At 69.0% G+C, this 15277-nt stretch carries 20 protein-coding genes; 2 read left to right on the top strand and 18 right to left on the bottom strand.

Features of this window, described 5'->3' with window-relative positions:
- Window positions 1-17: 17 nt before the first annotated feature.
- The 12 genes from ACFPZ3_RS01755 to ACFPZ3_RS01810 form a co-directional block, all read right to left on the bottom strand.
- Complete coding sequence (locus ACFPZ3_RS01755; RefSeq protein ID WP_379512119.1) at window positions 18-179, bottom strand: hypothetical protein; 162 nt, start codon at window positions 177-179, stop codon at window positions 18-20.
- Window positions 180-193: 14 nt separating this feature from the next.
- A complete protein-coding gene (locus ACFPZ3_RS01760) occupies window positions 194-481 on the bottom strand; it encodes an AI-2E family transporter (RefSeq protein ID WP_379512120.1) in 288 nt (95 codons plus the stop codon).
- Entirely contained in the window at window positions 421-852 is a 432-nt protein-coding gene (locus ACFPZ3_RS01765; RefSeq protein WP_379512121.1) for an AI-2E family transporter, read from the bottom strand. The genes ACFPZ3_RS01760 and ACFPZ3_RS01765 overlap by 61 nt, the downstream gene beginning before the upstream one ends.
- 139 nt (window positions 853-991) lie before the next feature.
- Window positions 992-1141, bottom strand: a complete 150-nt coding sequence (locus ACFPZ3_RS01770) for a GPGG-motif small membrane protein (protein ID WP_379512122.1) — start codon at window positions 1139-1141, stop codon at window positions 992-994.
- Between the two features lie 105 nt (window positions 1142-1246).
- Entirely contained in the window at window positions 1247-2203 is a 957-nt protein-coding gene (locus ACFPZ3_RS01775; protein ID WP_379512123.1) for an urease accessory protein UreD, read from the bottom strand.
- Window positions 2185-2820 (bottom strand): urease accessory protein UreG, encoded by a 636-nt coding sequence (gene ureG / locus ACFPZ3_RS01780; RefSeq protein WP_379512124.1) that lies wholly within the window; start codon window positions 2818-2820, stop codon window positions 2185-2187. Before ureG ends, ACFPZ3_RS01775 begins: the two co-directional genes overlap by 19 nt.
- A gap of 10 nt (window positions 2821-2830) precedes the next feature.
- Window positions 2831-3535: an urease accessory protein UreF gene (locus tag ACFPZ3_RS01785; RefSeq protein ID WP_379512125.1), complete on the bottom strand. Its 705-nt coding sequence runs from the start codon at window positions 3533-3535 to the stop codon at window positions 2831-2833.
- Window positions 3532-5256: an urease subunit alpha gene (ureC, locus tag ACFPZ3_RS01790; RefSeq protein WP_379512126.1), complete on the bottom strand. Its 1725-nt coding sequence runs from the start codon at window positions 5254-5256 to the stop codon at window positions 3532-3534. Before ureC ends, ACFPZ3_RS01785 begins: the two co-directional genes overlap by 4 nt.
- A 5-nt stretch (window positions 5257-5261) precedes the next feature.
- Window positions 5262-5714, bottom strand: coding sequence for an urease subunit beta (locus ACFPZ3_RS01795; protein WP_465263534.1), 453 nt, complete (start codon window positions 5712-5714; stop codon window positions 5262-5264).
- Window positions 5704-6441, bottom strand: a complete 738-nt coding sequence (locus tag ACFPZ3_RS01800) for a sirohydrochlorin chelatase (RefSeq protein ID WP_379512127.1) — start codon at window positions 6439-6441, stop codon at window positions 5704-5706. Before ACFPZ3_RS01800 ends, ACFPZ3_RS01795 begins: the two co-directional genes overlap by 11 nt.
- A gap of 2 nt (window positions 6442-6443) precedes the next feature.
- Window positions 6444-6752 (bottom strand): urease subunit gamma, encoded by a 309-nt coding sequence (locus ACFPZ3_RS01805; protein WP_379512128.1) that lies wholly within the window; start codon window positions 6750-6752, stop codon window positions 6444-6446.
- A gap of 29 nt (window positions 6753-6781) precedes the next feature.
- Window positions 6782-7768 carry an urea transporter gene (locus ACFPZ3_RS01810; protein ID WP_379512129.1) on the bottom strand — a complete coding sequence of 329 codons (987 nt, stop codon included), beginning with the start codon at window positions 7766-7768 and terminating at the stop codon, window positions 6782-6784.
- Between the two features lie 222 nt (window positions 7769-7990).
- Here ACFPZ3_RS01810 and ACFPZ3_RS01815 point away from each other — a divergent pair, with 222 nt between their 5' ends.
- Both ACFPZ3_RS01815 and ACFPZ3_RS01820 read left to right on the top strand, forming a co-directional pair.
- On the top strand, window positions 7991-9196 hold the full coding sequence (locus ACFPZ3_RS01815; RefSeq protein WP_379512130.1) for an ammonium transporter: 1206 nt from the start codon (window positions 7991-7993) through the stop codon (window positions 9194-9196).
- Complete coding sequence (locus tag ACFPZ3_RS01820) at window positions 9183-11081, top strand: APC family permease (RefSeq protein WP_379512131.1); 1899 nt, start codon at window positions 9183-9185, stop codon at window positions 11079-11081. The genes ACFPZ3_RS01815 and ACFPZ3_RS01820 overlap by 14 nt, the downstream gene beginning before the upstream one ends.
- A gap of 54 nt (window positions 11082-11135) precedes the next feature.
- Here ACFPZ3_RS01820 and ACFPZ3_RS01825 read toward each other — a convergent pair whose 3' ends face one another.
- The 6 genes from ACFPZ3_RS01825 to ACFPZ3_RS01850 form a co-directional block, all read right to left on the bottom strand.
- Entirely contained in the window at window positions 11136-11555 is a 420-nt protein-coding gene (locus ACFPZ3_RS01825; RefSeq protein ID WP_379512132.1) for a hypothetical protein, read from the bottom strand.
- A gap of 108 nt (window positions 11556-11663) precedes the next feature.
- Entirely contained in the window at window positions 11664-11987 is a 324-nt protein-coding gene (locus ACFPZ3_RS01830) for an STAS domain-containing protein (RefSeq protein ID WP_379512133.1), read from the bottom strand.
- A complete protein-coding gene (locus ACFPZ3_RS01835) occupies window positions 11984-12529 on the bottom strand; it encodes a DUF5994 family protein (protein ID WP_379512134.1) in 546 nt (181 codons plus the stop codon). Before ACFPZ3_RS01835 ends, ACFPZ3_RS01830 begins: the two co-directional genes overlap by 4 nt.
- A 720-nt stretch (window positions 12530-13249) precedes the next feature.
- Window positions 13250-13612: a hypothetical protein gene (locus tag ACFPZ3_RS01840; protein WP_379512135.1), complete on the bottom strand. Its 363-nt coding sequence runs from the start codon at window positions 13610-13612 to the stop codon at window positions 13250-13252.
- A 200-nt stretch (window positions 13613-13812) separates the two neighbouring features.
- Entirely contained in the window at window positions 13813-14013 is a 201-nt protein-coding gene (locus tag ACFPZ3_RS01845) for a hypothetical protein (RefSeq protein ID WP_379512136.1), read from the bottom strand.
- 439 nt (window positions 14014-14452) lie between these two features.
- Window positions 14453-14746 (bottom strand): hypothetical protein, encoded by a 294-nt coding sequence (locus tag ACFPZ3_RS01850; protein ID WP_379512137.1) that lies wholly within the window; start codon window positions 14744-14746, stop codon window positions 14453-14455.
- Window positions 14747-15277 lie beyond the last annotated feature (531 nt).

Raw genomic sequence — 15277 nt, forward strand, 5'->3', positions numbered from 1 at the left:
ACCGGACCGGAAGGCGGTCAATGGTGTTCCTGGCGAGGCAGGACGACCTCGCTGACGATCAGCTGGATCGCGGCGGCGACGGGGATGGACAGCAGGGCGCCCACGATGCCGAGCAGGGCGCCGCCGATGAGGGCGGCGACGATGGTGGTGGCGGCGGGCACGTCGACGGAGGACTTCATCACCTTCGGCGCGATCAGGTAGTTCTCGATCTGCTGGTAGATGACGACAGGAAGAGGAACGTGGTCACGCCCGCGATGAGGGAGATGATCAGGTTACCGGCGACGTAGCCGCCGACCCGGTTGAGGATCTCGTCGCCGAGCAACTGCACGCGGGCCCGGCGGCTCCTGGGGACCAGGCGGTAACTGGTGCGGGTGATGGAGCGCAGCGCGGCCAGGAAGTACAGCGTGAGGATGAGCACGGTCAGGGCGGAGAAGACCGCGCTGACCACGATCCCGGCGACGCCGAGCAGCCCGCCGAACACCTGCCGTCCGAGATCGCCGCCCAGCGGGGCAGCCCCTGGTGTTGCGACCAGCGCACGGCGGGATCCAGGCCGACCGCGAGGAACAACGACACGACGATCAGGAGGAGCATCGAGGCGGTCACGGTCAGCGCCTGGACCAGCAGCCAGGCGGTCAGGACGCCGAGTGCGGCGGTGAATCCGAAGGCGAAGGGTGTGGTGCCGAACGGTCGCCCTGGCTTGCCGAAGGGCAGCGCCTTCGCCGCCTGTGTCGCCTCGGCCCACTGGCCAGGGTTGTCCTGGCGGGCGTCCCGGCCGGCCTCGGGCGGCGCGTCATGCTCGCCATGGCCTGGCCCGGGGCCGCCAGGAGGGGAGGAGGGGGTGTCACGGGACATGGGGCGCGCTCCTGAACCGTAAGGGACCACGCAGGTCGGTGCCTGCCCGCCCACCGTCGTCCGGCGGCTGGCCGGGGGTTGTGCCGGTACGGTTGAGTGCCGGCCGGCGGGGGCGATCGTCCCTCGGTCGAGGTGCGCCTCAGACGTTGAAGATGCTCACACCGCCCGGGCCGATCAGCAGTCCCACCACGATGAGGACGATGCCCCACAGGATGTCGCGGCGGGCCAGGAGCACGTAGATGCCGGCGATGACGAGGATGACGGCGATGATCCACAGTAGGGTAGCCATGCACCCCCGACTGCCCGGAGCCCCAGGCTGGAAACAAACGAGTGCGGCCGTACCCATAACGCTTTGATCACAGCAGCCCCAGCGACCGCCGGGGGCGGGCGCGCCTCATCTGTCAGGCGCGGGCACACCGATGAGCAGCCTGCGCACGACGTCCCAGGTCAGGTGCAGCGCGGCCGTGACATCGAGGGAGCGGTCGCCGAGGATCCTGGCCCACGCCCCCCGCTCCCCCGGCAGCACGCCGGCGCCCGCCCGCAGTCCTGTCGTGGCGAGCGTGTCGTGCATGGCGTCGGCGAGCTCCCGCGCGGGCCTGACGCAGGTGACGACGTAGAAGGAGGCCACGACGCCGAAACCGGCCAGCACGGCCGGTCCGGTCACCGCGCGCTCGGGCGGTGCCAGGCGCATCGGGTCGTAGAAGACCAGTTGCCCGTTGGGACCGCGTACCTCCAGGTCGCCGCAGTAGGCGGCGTAGGCGTGCCGCTCACCGCGGGCCAGCCGGCCTCCCATCACCGTCTCCCCCAGGACGACGGTCGCCTCCGGATCCGCGGTGACGGCGATCCGCTGGTAGTAGCGCGAGTCCACGTACGGGATCGTGTGCCCGGGCAGGTACTCCAGGTAGGCTCCCGGGCCCACGCTGAAGTTCACGAGCTGGGAGGCGTAGTCCTGGTCCATCCGGTAGATCCGGGTGGCGGCCGCAGTCGACAGGTGTACCGACGAGCCCGCGCCGCAGGTCACGTCGATGCGGTAGCGATCGCCCTGGATGACGCCGCCGCTGGAGGACAGGAACATGACGGACGGCATGTCCGGCCGCTCAGGGTCGTCGTACAGCGGGCGCGCGATGTGCAGCGGCGCCTTCTGGTAGTGGGCGGTCAGCTCGGTCCGGTCGCCGATCCGCTCGAAGGCCAGGTCGAGTACGCCGACCTTGCCGGGGCTGCCGACGGGCAACATGTCCACGACGGAGGCGTACCGGGCGATCTGGCGGGGCAGCCACCCCGCGGTGTACCTGGCCGGGGCCAGCCGATCGGGCGGGCCATCCGACCGGTCTCCTAGCTCCGCGAGATCCACTCCGCCCCCTGCCGGGCCTCGATGAAGTCCGCCACCTCGGCGACCCCGGTCCCTGTCAGGCAGTCGGTGAGGATGACGGGCCCGTCCCCGCGCACCTTGTGCGCGTCGCGTTCCATGACGGACAGGTCGGTCCGCACATAGGGCGCGATGTCGATCTTGTTGATGATCAGCAGGTCCGAGTCCGTCGTGCCGGGGCCGCGTTTGCGCGGCATCTTCTCGCCCTCGGCGGTGTCCAGGACGAACACGTACACGTCTGCCAGCACCGGGCTGAACGTCAGCGTCAGATTGTCCCCACCGCTCTCGAAGAGCAGCAGGTCGATGTCGGGAAAACGATCGAGCAGTTCGGCCGCCGCCGCGAGGTTCATGGTCGGGTCGTCGCGCACCGCGGTGTGCGGGCACGCCCCGGTCTCGACACCGACCACCTTGTCCGGGTCCAGGACGCCGGCCGTCGCGCGACGGACATGGTCGGCGTCCTCCTGGGTGTAGATGTCGTTGGTGATGACGCCGGGCCGGCGCCCGCGCCCGACGAGGATGGGGATGAGCGCTTCGATGAGCGCCGTCTTGCCGGACCCGACGGGCCCGCCGATGCCGACCTTGAACACCTTCTCCAGCTCCATGGCGATCCCTTCAGGTGGTGAACAGACGGGCCGGTGCCCGCTCGTGACCGGCGGAGACGATGTCCGCGGCGGGCACACAGCCGTGCACGTCGCGCGGGTCGCCGGCGTCGAGGGCCGCCCGGGCGACCCGCGCCAGGACCGGTCTGGCCGCACGCAGGATCGCCTGTGCCCTGCGGAAGTCGGTACGGCCCAGCCGCACCGCCGCGGCCACGAAGCTCGCGGCGAACGCGTACAGGTCACCGGCCACCGCGTTCGTCACCGGCACCCCGCCACCCGCGTGGACCACCCCGATGACGACCGCGTGGTTGCCGGGTGTGACCTTCCGCGCGACCAGGTCGGCCAGCCGGGCGGCGGCGGCAGAGCCGAGAGCCGGGACGGCCGTGGCCAGCACCTGTCCTCCCGTCCGGACCGAGGCCGCGCGCTGCTCGCGGACGAGCTTGATGGCGTGCAGGCGGCGGTCCACCTCCACCACCCGATCCCAGTCGCCGGCCAGAGCCGCGCGGTGCGCGAGCACCAGGGCCGTCGCGTCTCCAGGACCCACCGAGTTCTCCAGCAGATCCGCGAGCAGGACGTCCAGCTCGCCGGAGCCGATCCGCTGCTCCTGGACGTAGCCCTCCAGCCCGTGCGACAGCGTGTACAGCCCGCTGGGAAAGCCCGAGTCCGTCAGCTGGAACTGGGCGAACAGCGGCTCCAAGCCACCCCGCGGCGGGCTCATGCGATGAAGTACAGCCGGTTGAGCGGGAGTTTGCGGGCCGGTTCGATGGTCATCAGCTCACCGTCAAGGGTGACCTTGTAGGTCTCCGGATCGACCCGGATGTCGCCAAGCGTGGAGTTGTACTGCATGTGCCGCTTGTCGACCGTACGGCACTGCCGCACCGGCTCGATGATCCGCTCCAGCCCAAGCCGCTCAGGCACGTTGTGCTGGATTCCCGCGTCCGACATGAAGGTGACGCAGGTCCTCTGCAGCGCCCTGCCGAAAGCGCCGTACATGGGCCGGTAGTAGACCGGCTGCGGGGTGGGCAGGGACGCGTTCGGGTCGCCCATCTCCGCCCAGCTGATCAGCCCGCCCTTGACGACCATGAACGGCTTGGCGGCGAACGAGTGCACGGGCCACAACACGATGTCCGCCAGCTTGCCGTCCTCCAGCGAGCCGATCGTGTCCGCCATCCCGCTGGCCCGTGCCGGGTTGATGGTGACCTTGGAGATGAAGCGCAGCACCCGGAAGTTGTCGTTGCGGGCGGAGTCCTCCGGCAGCGGCCCCCGCTTGTCCTTGCAGTGGTGGGCGATCTGGAAGGCCCGGGTGACGGACTCGCCGACCCGGCCCATGGCCTGGGAGTCGGAGCCGATGATACTGATCACGCCCAGGTCGTGCAGCACCGTCTCCGCCGCGATGGTCTCGGCGCGGACCCGGCTCTCGGCGAAGGCGATGTCCTCGGGGACGTCGTAACTGAGATGGTGGCAGACCATCGTCATGTCCAGCAGTTCGTCCACCGAGTTGGCCGTGTAGGGCAGCGTCGGGTTGGTGGAGGCGGGCAGCACGTTGGGCTCGCCGGTCACCCGCAGGATGTCCGGCGCGTGGCCGCCGCCGGCCCCTTCGGAGTGGTAGGTGTGGATCGCGCGTCCGTTGATCGCGCTGATGGTGTCCTCGACGAACCCCGCCTCGTTGAGCGTGTCGGTGTGGATGGTGATCTGGATGTCGTGGCGGTCGGCCACGGTCAACGCGCAGTCGATGACCGCGGGCGTCGAACCCCAGTCCTCGTGCACCTTCAGGCCGCAGGCGCCCGCCTGGATCTGCTCCTCCAGGGACAGCGGCAGGCTGTTGTTGCCCTTGCCGTAGACCCCGATGTTGATCGGGATGCCCTCGTAGGACTGCAGGATGCGGCCGATGTTCCACGGGCCGGGCGAGCAGGTCGTGCCGCGGGTGCCGTCGGCGGGCCCGGTGCCGCCGCCGACCAGCGTGGTCACCCCGTTGCTGAGCGCGTGCTGCGCCTGTTGCGGGGAGATGAAGTGGACGTGGGTGTCGATCGCCCCCGCCGTGGCGATGAGGTTCTCGCCGGAGATCACCTCGGTTCCCGCGCCGACGATCAGCCGCCGGTCCACGCCGTTCTGCGTGTGCGGGTTGCCGGCCTTGCCGACGCCCGCGATCCTGCCGTCCTTGATGCCGATGTCGGCCTTGACGATGCCGAGCACCGGATCGATGATCACGGCGTTGGTGATCACCGTGTCGAGGGCGACCGTGGCGTTCTGCGAGGCCGGATCGGCCGCCATGCCGTCCCGGGCGGTCTTGCCGCCGCCGTACTGGACCTCGTCGCCGTAGTGCCCCTCGGTGTAGTCCTTCTCCACCTCGACGACCAGATTGGTGTCACCCAGGTGGATCCGGTCGCCCACCGTGGGGCCGTACATGCTCGCGTACCGCTTGCGGTCGATGCTGGTCATCGAGGTCAGCCCTTCTTGCCCGTACGGGGTGAGCGCTTCGTCTTGGCAGCGCCCTTCTCCGGCTTCTCCGGCTTCTCCGGGGTGCTCGGCTCGTCGCGATAACCGCGAGCGCGCATTCTCGCGACGGCTTCCCGCCGCGCCTCCCCCGAGCGGACGCTGCCGTCGAGCAATCCGCCGAAACCGACGATTCTCAGGCCACCGCCATATTCCACGAGCTGCACTTCCCTGGTGTCGCCTGGCTCGAATCTCACGGCGGTTCCCGCCGGAATGTCGAGACGCATTCCGAATGCCTTTTCCCGGTCGAAGCCCAGCGCCCGGTTCGTCTCGAAGAAATGGAAATGAGAGCCCACCTGAATCGCCCGGTCCCCGGTGTTCCGCACGGTGAGCGTCACTCTTCGCTGTCCCGCGTTGAGCTCGATCTTTCCTTCTCCGTAGATGTAGACATCGTCATCCGACATGAAACGCCGCCCCTTCCAGGGAATCGTGGTGATGGTGATGGTGCGCGGCCACGTGACCGGTGAGGCCGTCGTCGCCGTCGAGGCGCCATCGACGCTCCGCCGTGGCCACCCGGTCCGTGATCAGTGCTCGGAGCGCGGCCTGGCCGAGCAGCGGCCCGGCGGTTCGCGCGCCGTCGAGCACCGGCGCCGGATGGAACGAGGCGGGAACGATCAGCACGTCCGTGGCACCGAGCAGGCGGCAGCGGCCCAGGCCGCCGGGCACGTCCGGCCGGCCGCCGGTCAGCGCCACCTCCACCCAGGGGACCGGCAGGTCCTGCCAGACCAGGCGCGCCACCTTGAACAGTTCCGCGTCCTCCTCCGGCCTGGCGGCCGGGGCCACCAGCAGCACGGCCTGCGGCGGCGTCCCGGCGCGCAGGACCGTGCCGATCACCGCCTTGATCCAGCCGACCAGGTGTTCCACCGAGCCCAGCGGTTGAGTGAGCAGCAGGTCTCCCGGCGTTCTGTCGTGTGCCGCCCAGGTCAGGGTCTGCGCGGCCGTGGCGATCAGGTCCGGGTCGCGGCCCAGCGTCATCGGCACGACCACGGCCCGGTCGTGGTCGCGGACGGCCGAGGCCAGATCGCGTCCGGCGACGTAGGCCTCGGTTCCCGGCACGAGCACGTCACGCCGCGAGATCGGCCCGCCGCTGCTCTCGTGCCCGGTGGCCAGCAGGACGTCGCGAGGCCGCATCGTCACTTCCCACCTATGGGATCATGGCAGGAAACCAGCTTGGTGCCGTCGTCGAAGGACGCCTCGACCTGCATCAGCTTGAGCATTCCGCGCACGCCGGGCAGCACGTCGTCCGGGCCGATGACCTTCTTGCCCAGTTCCATGCACTCGGCCACGGTCTTGCCGTCACGGGCCGCCTCCATGATGGCGAAGCTGATCAGCGCCACCGACTCGCCGTAGTTGAGCTTCAGCCCCCGCTTCCTGCGCTTGTCCGCCAGCTCCGCGACGACGAAGATGAGCAGCTTGTCGATCTCTCGGGGTGTGAGATTCATTCAGGTCCCCTCTTTCTCTTCCCTGCGCCTCAGGTGGCGGCTCGGTGGATCTTGGCGAACATCGGGGCGGCGGCCAGGAAGACCCAGGTGACCAGCACGAACGGCCAGGTGAGGGTGTGGCCGCCGACCACCGAGAACAGGTTGCCGATCCCGGCGGTCAGGGCGGCGGCGCAGGCCGCGCCGATCGCCGCGTAGACGCCGCTGATCGAGGTCAGCACCACGAACGTGCCGGCCAGCGCGATCCCGGTCAGCACCGAGTTGTAGCCGTACAGGCCGGCTCCGAGGTCGGCCGCCTGCGCGCCGAACGACCAGCCCACCAGCAGCCCGAGCAGGCTGGCCAGGAACGCCACCAGCGCGATCCGCCGGCCGGCGACCAGCAGCCCCACCAGGAAGATCACGCCGACGTACCACTTGTCCTGGAAGAACACCTGGCCGACGCCGTTGAAGGTGCCCTGCCAGACATCGGTCCAGCTGACCGTGGTGCCGGGATCGGTCACGGACGGCGCGCTGGTGTTGACGTGCCCGGCCCAGACCCGCTCGAACGACGGCCCCCCGATCACCATGACCGTGGTGATCACGCAGAACGGCGCGGTGAACGTCGGCAGGCCGTACGGCGTGAGCACCGTGTTCGTGGCCGAGGTGAGCACGCTTCCGGCGATGGCGCCCCCGATGACCAGGAAGAAGGTCATCCAGCTGACGCCGAGGTAGAGCACGAGGCTGACCCCGATCAGCGTCCCGCAGAAGCCTTCGAGGCCCATGGACACCCGATCCCACGTGACGCCCAGCAGGTGGGCGGTGGCGGTGGCGACCACCGTTCCCAGCAGTCCGAAGACGCCGTACTGCCAGCCGCCGACGAAAAGCGCGATGACGAACACCAGGCCGACCCAGTGGCTCGGCTGGAAGTCGACCTGCGCGACACCCCGGAGAACCGGCAGCAGGGCGTCGAGCGGACGCTCGCCCTGGGCCGAGCCGGTCCTGCCCCGTTTGCCGTCCGGCTGCGACGACGAGGTGGCCATAAGGCAGCAGGCCTCCGTTCCTCCGGGATTCACATGGGCTGCGCGGGTCGCCCCGTAATTTCCCCGCCGCGGGTCCCCGAAAAATAGAGACACGTCAATGGTGAGCAAAAACCCGGACCTTCGCGTTTGCGTCCAGAGCGTCGAGGTGAGGACAGCGGGCAGGGCTTCGTCATATGTCTGGGATGAAAACCCGGGGGCACAGCTCATACCGAGGGGAAGACAATGCCGAGCGGCCTGAACACCGGCGATTCCGCCTGGATGCTGGTCAGCACCGCGATGGTGCTTCTCATGACTCCCGGGCTGGCCTTTTTCTACGGCGGAATGGTCCGCTCCAAGAATCTATTGACGATGCTCTACATGAGCTATATCTGCATCAGCCTGGTGACCGTCGTGTGGTTCGCCTACGGCTACGGCCTCAGCTTCGGCAAGGACGTCGGCGGTGCGGGGCTCATCGGCTGGGCCGATTTCCCCGGCATGGCTCCCACGGACGTGATCGGGCGGATCCCCACCTACGTCTACGCCGCCTTCCAGGCGACCTTCGCCATCATCACGGTCGCGCTCATCAGCGGCTCGATCGCGGGACGCGCCCGTTTCGGCCCGTGGCTGGCCTTCGCCGTGGTCTGGATCACCCTGGTCTACGCGCCGATCGCCCACTGGGTCTTCGCGCCGTCAGGATGGCTCAGCAAATGGGGCGTGATGGACTTCGCCGGCGGCCTGGTCGTCGAGTTGAACTCGGGCATCGCCGGACTGGCCATGGCTCTCGTGCTGGGCCGCGGTGTCGGCTTCCGGCGCCAGGCGGGGCCCAAGCCGGGCAACATCTCCTATGTCATGCTCGGCTTGGGCCTGCTGTGGTTCGGCTGGTTCGGGTTCAACGCCGGTTCGGCGCTGACAGACGGAGGGCTGGCCGCCAGGGCCTTCGTTAGCACCATGATCGCCGGCTGCTCCGCGATGCTGACGTGGCGGCTGCTGGAATGGATCCGCTTCCGGCACATGACCAAGATGGGCTCCGCCAGCGGCGCGCTCTCCGGACTGGTGGCCATCACTCCCGCGTGCGCCTTCGTGGACTCCACCGGAGCCTTCGTCATCGGGATCCTCGCCGCCATCGCGTGCACATACGCGGTGGAGATGAAGTTCGTCGTCGGCTACGACGACACCTTGGACGTCACCGGCATCCACGGCGTGGGCGGGATCGTCGGGCTCCTGGCGCTCGGTTTCTTCGCCACGGGCCAGTTGCGCGGGGTGCCCGGGCTGTTCCACGGCGGCTCGATCGCGGTGCTCGGCAAGCAGGCGGCCGCCATCGTGGTCGTCGGGCTCTTCACCTTCGTCCTCACGTACCTCATCGGGTTCGTCATCGACAAGCTCTTCCGCATGCGCATGACGGCCGAGGAGCAGGAGCGGGGATCGGACCAGGCCTTTGCGGACAGCTGATCCGGACCGCCACCGGGACAGGCCCGGCCTCCGGGCGGACCGGGCGGTCGCCACGGCCCCCAGCCTTCTGTCCGGGCAGCGGGGGCCGAGGATCCCGCTTCGTCACGGCGAGGGCGCCAAGCACCACCTGACCAGCCTGCAAGGACTGGTGGCGCTGTCCCTCGACGCGCTCAGCTCCGTCGCCTACGGCCCCGAGGCGATCGCCCTGGTCCTCGTCGCCGCGGGGAGCGCCGCGGTCGGCTACACCCTGCCGGTCACGCTCGCCATCGCCGGGCTGCTCATCCTGCTGGTGACCTCCTACTGCCAGGTGATCGCCGCCTATCCGGACGGCGGCGGCTCCTACGCCGTGGCCAAACAGAACCTCGGCCCGAAGGTCAGCCTGCTGGCCGCCGCCGCGCTCATCGTGGACTACGTGCTCACCGTGGCGGTCAGCCTCGCGGCGGGCGCCGCGAGCCTGGCCTCCGCCTTTCCCGCCCTCGGCTCCCACCTCCTGGGGACCTGCCTGGTGGGACTGGCCGTGCTCACCGCACTGAACCTGTACGGCATCGCCGACAGCGCGCGGGTGCTGGCCTTGCCGACCCTGCTGTTCATCGTGAGCATCTTCGGGGTCATCGTCGTCGGGCTGGCTCGGGCCCACCCGGCGGCGGTGGTCGGAACGGCCATGCCCCTGCCCGGCTACGAGGCGCTCAGCGTGCTGCTGATCCTCAAGGCGTTCTCCTCCGGCTGTTCGGCGCTGACCGGGGTGGAGGCCATCGCCAACGGCGTGCCGATGTTCCGCGAGCCGAGAGTCCGCCGGGCCCAGCGGACCGAGTTGATGCTGGGCGGGCTGCTGGGAACGATGCTGGTGGGGATGGCCCTGCTCATCCGTCGCGACGACGTGACCCCGCGGGCGGACGTCACCATCCTCGCTCAGCTCACCGCCGGCGCCTACGGCACGGGCTGGCTCTACTACGCGGCCAACATCATCGTCACCCTCGCGCTCGGGTTGGCCGCGAACACCAGTTTCGGCGGTCTGCCGGTCCTGATGAGCCTGCTGGCCAAGGACCACCGGCTGCCCCACCTGTTCTCACTGCGCTCCGAACGGCCCGTCCACCGCTACGGCGTCGTCGCGGTGGCCGTCCTGGCCGCCGTCCTCCTGATCGCGGTCGACGCGCAGACCCATCGGCTGATCCCCCTGTTCGCCATCGGGGTGTTCACCGGGTTCACCATCAGCCAGACAGGGCTCGTCCGCCACTGGATGCGGCTGCGTCCGGAGAAGTGGGCGGGCAAGGCGCTGCTGAACGGCGTCGGCGCCGTGGCCACGACGGTGGCCGCGCTGGTGCTGCTCACCACGAAGTTCACCGAGGGCGCCTGGGTGGTCCTCGTGGCGGTTCCCCTGCTGATGCTGCTGTTCACCTGGGTGGAGGGGTATTACACCAAGGTCGGCATCGCGCTCGGGTTCGGGCAACCCCAGCCCGCGCCGCACCGCCCCGATCCGGCCTCGCGGCTCGTCATCGTCCCGCTCAGCCCGGCCTCCGCGATCAGCACCATATCCGAACGGGCGATCAGCACGGCGCTGGCCTTCGGCGGCGAGATCGTCGCCGTCGTCGTGTCCGACGCCCCCGGGGAACTCGACGGCCTGCGCGCCGGCTGGGACCGGTGGAACCCGGGGGCCCGCCTCCAGGTGCTGGACAGTCCCAGCCACACGGTGGTCGGCCCGATCGTCGAGTACGTGCGGCGCCAGGAGGCGGACGGCAGGTGGATCGCCGTGGTCATCCCCCGCATCGAGCCGCCCCATCCCCGCTACCGCCTCCTGCACACCCAGCGGGACCTGCTCCTGGCCGCCGCCCTGCGTGACCACACGGACGCGGTGGTGTGTTTCCTGCCGTTCCGGATCCCGGACTGACGGCCGGCAGGGGCCCGGTCAGCGTTTTCTGCGCCAACGATGGCGAGCACGACGTCACCGCGTCGCGTGGTCGTCGGCGAGCGGCAGCAGCTTGTGCAAGACGTTGCGGTAGGCGCGCAGGGCCATCCTCAGCCGCTCGGTTTCCGAATCGTCCTGTTCGGTGCCCTTCCAGGGCTCCCGGAGCTCGCCCAGACGGCGTTCCAGCGTCTCGCGGATGGAGGTCATCACTTCGTCCATGAGCGAGTCGGCTCGCTGGAGGGCTTCGCGCGGGTCGTCCACGAAGGACGCTTGAAGGTCGTGCCATCGGTCCAGGACACCGCTCGGGTCGCTGCCGAGCAACGAACCGTCTTGCGGTGGTGCGGGTTCGGCCGCCGGGTCGAAGACGAGCTGGTCAGAAGGGGGGCCAGGCGGCGTGTGGTCGAGATCCGGAGCGGGGGTCCGCTCATGGCGCTCTTCGTCGTCGCGGCTGTCCATGCGATCAGCCCTCTCGGGGTCGCCGTTCAGGGTCGGGTGGTGATCCGGGGCCTCGGCGGCTGGTTACGGGCGGTCCTTGTCGCCGGTGTGTCGCTGTACGACGTCAGATCAGGCGATCATCTGCAGGTCCCGGTCCAGTCCGGTGACGCGCAGGACGTGGGAGGTGTATGGACGCGGATTGGCCAGGGCAAGGGTGATGCCTTGGGCTCGGGCGCGGTGCTGGATGCCGACCAGCACGGCCAGGCCCGAGGAGTCGCAGAACGACACCTCGGACAGGTCGAGGATGAGCAGGTTCGTACTCCGGCGCAGGGTCCTCAGCAACCGCCGGCGAAGCGCCTCGCTGGTGAAGATGTCGATCTCGCCGGACAGGTGGACGGTGGTGGCGGCCGATGCGCCCGGCTCGGCGGGCCTGGCCATGCCGAAGACGGTCATGAGGTTCTCCGATCGGAGAAGCCGGGAGTGGTGGATGGCCGGCCACGGACTGCCGGTGCGCGCGCCGTGGCGGGAAGGTGGGCGGTGGTGAGGATGCCGGCGGGGTCGAAGCCGGTGGTGTCCTGGGCGGTGAGCCTGAGCGCGGCCTCGGCGGCGGTGACGGCGGTGCCCGGCTCGATGACCAGCAGCGTGATGGGCTCGGCCCCGGCCGGCCGCAAGGTGATCACGCGGGGATCGGTGTGGTGGAACCAGCCGACCCTGATCCGGCGGCCGCGCGCCTGGAGACGGCGTGGAATGTGGTCCCACGAGTCCCGGTACACGCCGACGCTCAGCGTGATCCGATCGAGCCGCTGGTCGACGGCGGCGATGAGGCCCGGGAGTTCGGCGGCGGCGTCGCGGGAGTACGGCCACCATGCCCCGTCCACGGTGGCGCGCCGGTCGAGCGCGGGACTCAGGCTGAGACGGACGGTCGAGTCGCTGGCCGGAACCGCGGAAGCGATGGCGCTGAGCGGCTTGAGATGAGAAAGAAGTGTCGGCGTCATACTCGCCTGACCTGTTCCGGGCCCGCAGAGGCTCCGCAGATGATCTATCGCCGTGGGCGACGCCAACCCGAATGCCAACGCTCGAAATGTCCTCGGTATTTTTATTATACCTCACTCGGGACGACCTCCGAGATATCCCCGATTCCAACATAGAGGCCGGCGGGCGCGCCAGGAAGCAATTTTTCGGCAGGCCGGGGATATCGTCTGTCAGGAATTTGCGAAAACCATAAGGTCAGCTTTGCCCCTCGGCAATTGCCACACGTGGACGGCACGCAGCGTGCTCGCGCGGAGCATCGCCTGCTCGAAAGCGTAGGCGAGAGCGGGCTCGCAGGCGCCATAGTCGTCGAGCCCGCATGGACGATGTCAGGGGTTGGAGCGGACCCCGCGCGCGGGTTCGTCGGCCGCCCACTCGACGGCCGCGGTCGCGGCTGCGGAGCCGTCGGCACCCACAATGACATTCATGATCTCTTCAGGTTTGTGCCGGGCTATTTCCTGATGGCACGAAGCGGGAATAGCCGGGCCCGATCACCACAATCGATAACAGCATCGATTTCGTAAATGGCGGCCCGATGTGACCTCGGATCTGATGCCCACCGATGAGGGCCCGAGTTCGAGTTGTGGCGTCAGGTCCACGCCGACATGCGCGTCATCCCCCAGGGGAATCACCGGATCGGAAACCATTCGCCCGCGCACTGGCCGTTGAACGCGCGACTCGATCGGTCATGGACGCCCACCCTCTCCCTCATCCGGCCGTCCACTGCTCACGCTGGTGTCGAGGAGGTAGGCCCCGGCGTCGTGCAGGGTGATGCCGTAGCCCGGCGCCTGGTCAGTAGGCGACCACTCGTTCGTCGCGCTGGTCGCCTTGAAGCGGGTGTCGCGGGTCGGGCCGCCGCTGACGACATCGCCGCGCAGATGGCCGTCGCGATCGTACACGGCCCACCTCCCGGCACCCACCTGCGGCATGGCGACCGGGTTGTCCTTGAGCCACTGCGCGTTGGCCGCGTGATCGGGCGACTCGTCGGCCCCATTCGGCTGGGAGCGGCCTCCAGCGGCATGAGCTTCGGTCTTGCGAGCACCATTCATGTCGTGTCTCGCTCTCAGATTGTGGCTGATGCTCCCGAGACATCGGCATAGCACTCTCAGCCTGGGAACATTGGGTAAGGCGCAGATCGCGCTCAGCCCGACATCGTCGGGCTTCGCCTCCAGAAGCTTGATCCGACTCGACCTGCCCCATTGAGGGCATCAGATACGAGGTCAGAGCCGGACGGCCGCCTTCGGGTGGATCAGTCGGCAGGATCGTTGTCGGGCAGCGGCTCGGGCAGCGCCGGTGTCGCGTCAAGCTGGACCACCGGACCGAAAACGAGCTTGTCGGACGGGGGCGGCAGCCTGCGCTTGCCGGCGTTGTCGCGCCTCGGCGTGGACTCGGGCGAGGGCGGCGGCAGGTCGGCGGTTTCGTCGAGACGTTCGTCGTGTTGCGTGGTCATGTCACTTCACCTTGTCGCGAGCCGTTTCGGGAGTCTCCCGGGGATGTCGGTTGGCCATGGCGGGTGTGGTCGGCGGGCCGAGAGTGGTGGTGTTCGTCAGTGTTGTCGGGGAGTTCCGGAAAAGGAGGTGGTGGTGCGACATGGCCTGTCGTAAGTCCTCGGTGGACGCTTCGCCTTGGGCGACGCAGGCGCTGATCTCGTGGGCCTTCCGGTAGCGATGCAGTGTCGCGTTTGCTGGAGGCAGCGTGCTTCCTGCGGCCGACGAGCCGGCGGATGCGTTGCCAGCGTTGCTGCACGATGACGAAGCCGATGGCCGCGACGAGGATCGCCACCACAGCGACGGCGACGATTGTGGTCATCTCTGCCTCCAGGATCAACGCCGTTCTCACCTCCTGCCGAGCGCTCGACGGTGAAAGCAGCGAATTGAGTTCAGCGCAGGTCAGGGCCCGCGGTTGCCGGCAGGCCCGCGGCCACGGGGTCTCGTGGCGTCGTGGCCGGAGGGAGCATCCGGACTGGGCGGTGGTCGTTCATCGATGGTGTCCTGCCGGCTGCGGGCGGTCGACTGGCTCCAGCGTGACCTGGTGCGGAGCAGCAGCGGCAGCAGGAGGAGCCCGCCGAGCATCAGGAGAACGCCCGCGATGCGCACGTCGAACCCGCCCACTGACCCGTCGGCCACGACGAAGGTGAGAATGGCGCCGAAGGCGATGGCCGCGATGGCTCCGGCGATGGGCATCACGCAACCCTTCCGCCGCCTCCGGAGCGCGAACTCCGGAGGACCTCGAGAGGATTCATCGGCGACCGGAGCGGTTGTCCGAGCGCCGACCGGTGATCAGGTTGTGGCCGAGCAGCAGGACTACCGCGCCGATGATCGCGCACAGCCAGCATTCTGGCCACCACCCCGGCGACCAGTCCGAGGATGATCCAGGCGATGATGCCCATGGCCGTGCTCCTCTGGCGGTGCATCGATGGCTGCATGGGATCGGTCTTCCGGACCGGTCGAAGCAGGGGCGGCCGCCGTCTGATTGCCGGTGCCGATGGTCGAACGTGTTCATTTCCAGCCGACATCTACGCGTGCCGTACGGAAACAGGCGATCAGGAAAGGACCCATCTCCAGAACCGATCACCAGGGCGCGGAGCGCGTCAGACCGCCTCATCTGTGTGGCCGGTGGTACTCGGGGCACCTTCGCTGACCGGGGCGGCGGAATCCAGCCAGCCGAGTCGTTCGGCGAGTTGCCGGGCGCTGTCGATGACGGTGGCGATGTGG

This window comes from Nonomuraea insulae (assembly GCF_042656245.1).

Bases quoted from the DNA above. Each gene is read 5' to 3' on its own strand.
- ACFPZ3_RS01755 (WP_379512119.1), bottom strand. From the start codon at position 179: ATGAAGTCCTCCGTCGACGTGCCCGCCGCCACCACCATCGTCGCCGCC.
- ACFPZ3_RS01765 (WP_379512121.1), bottom strand. From the start codon at position 852: ATGTCCCGTGACACCCCCTCCTCCCCTCCTGGCGGCCCCGGGCCAGGC.
- ACFPZ3_RS01770 (WP_379512122.1), bottom strand. From the start codon at position 1,141: ATGGCTACCCTACTGTGGATCATCGCCGTCATCCTCGTCATCGCCGGC.
- ureG (WP_379512124.1), bottom strand. From the start codon at position 2,820: ATGGAGCTGGAGAAGGTGTTCAAGGTCGGCATCGGCGGGCCCGTCGGG.
- ACFPZ3_RS01785 (WP_379512125.1), bottom strand. From the start codon at position 3,535: ATGAGCCCGCCGCGGGGTGGCTTGGAGCCGCTGTTCGCCCAGTTCCAG.
- ureC (WP_379512126.1), bottom strand. From the start codon at position 5,256: ATGACCAGCATCGACCGCAAGCGGTACGCGAGCATGTACGGCCCCACG.
- ACFPZ3_RS01795 (WP_465263534.1), bottom strand. From the start codon at position 5,714: ATGTCGGATGACGATGTCTACATCTACGGAGAAGGAAAGATCGAGCTC.
- ACFPZ3_RS01800 (WP_379512127.1), bottom strand. From the start codon at position 6,441: ATGCGGCCTCGCGACGTCCTGCTGGCCACCGGGCACGAGAGCAGCGGC.
- ACFPZ3_RS01805 (WP_379512128.1), bottom strand. From the start codon at position 6,752: ATGAATCTCACACCCCGAGAGATCGACAAGCTGCTCATCTTCGTCGTC.
- ACFPZ3_RS01810 (WP_379512129.1), bottom strand. From the start codon at position 7,768: ATGGCCACCTCGTCGTCGCAGCCGGACGGCAAACGGGGCAGGACCGGC.
- ACFPZ3_RS01815 (WP_379512130.1), top strand. From the start codon at position 7,991: ATGCCGAGCGGCCTGAACACCGGCGATTCCGCCTGGATGCTGGTCAGC.
- ACFPZ3_RS01825 (WP_379512132.1), bottom strand. From the start codon at position 11,555: ATGGACAGCCGCGACGACGAAGAGCGCCATGAGCGGACCCCCGCTCCG.
- ACFPZ3_RS01830 (WP_379512133.1), bottom strand. From the start codon at position 11,987: ATGACCGTCTTCGGCATGGCCAGGCCCGCCGAGCCGGGCGCATCGGCC.
- ACFPZ3_RS01835 (WP_379512134.1), bottom strand. From the start codon at position 12,529: ATGACGCCGACACTTCTTTCTCATCTCAAGCCGCTCAGCGCCATCGCT.
- ACFPZ3_RS01840 (WP_379512135.1), bottom strand. From the start codon at position 13,612: ATGAATGGTGCTCGCAAGACCGAAGCTCATGCCGCTGGAGGCCGCTCC.
- ACFPZ3_RS01845 (WP_379512136.1), bottom strand. From the start codon at position 14,013: ATGACCACGCAACACGACGAACGTCTCGACGAAACCGCCGACCTGCCG.
- ACFPZ3_RS01850 (WP_379512137.1), bottom strand. From the start codon at position 14,746: ATGCCCATCGCCGGAGCCATCGCGGCCATCGCCTTCGGCGCCATTCTC.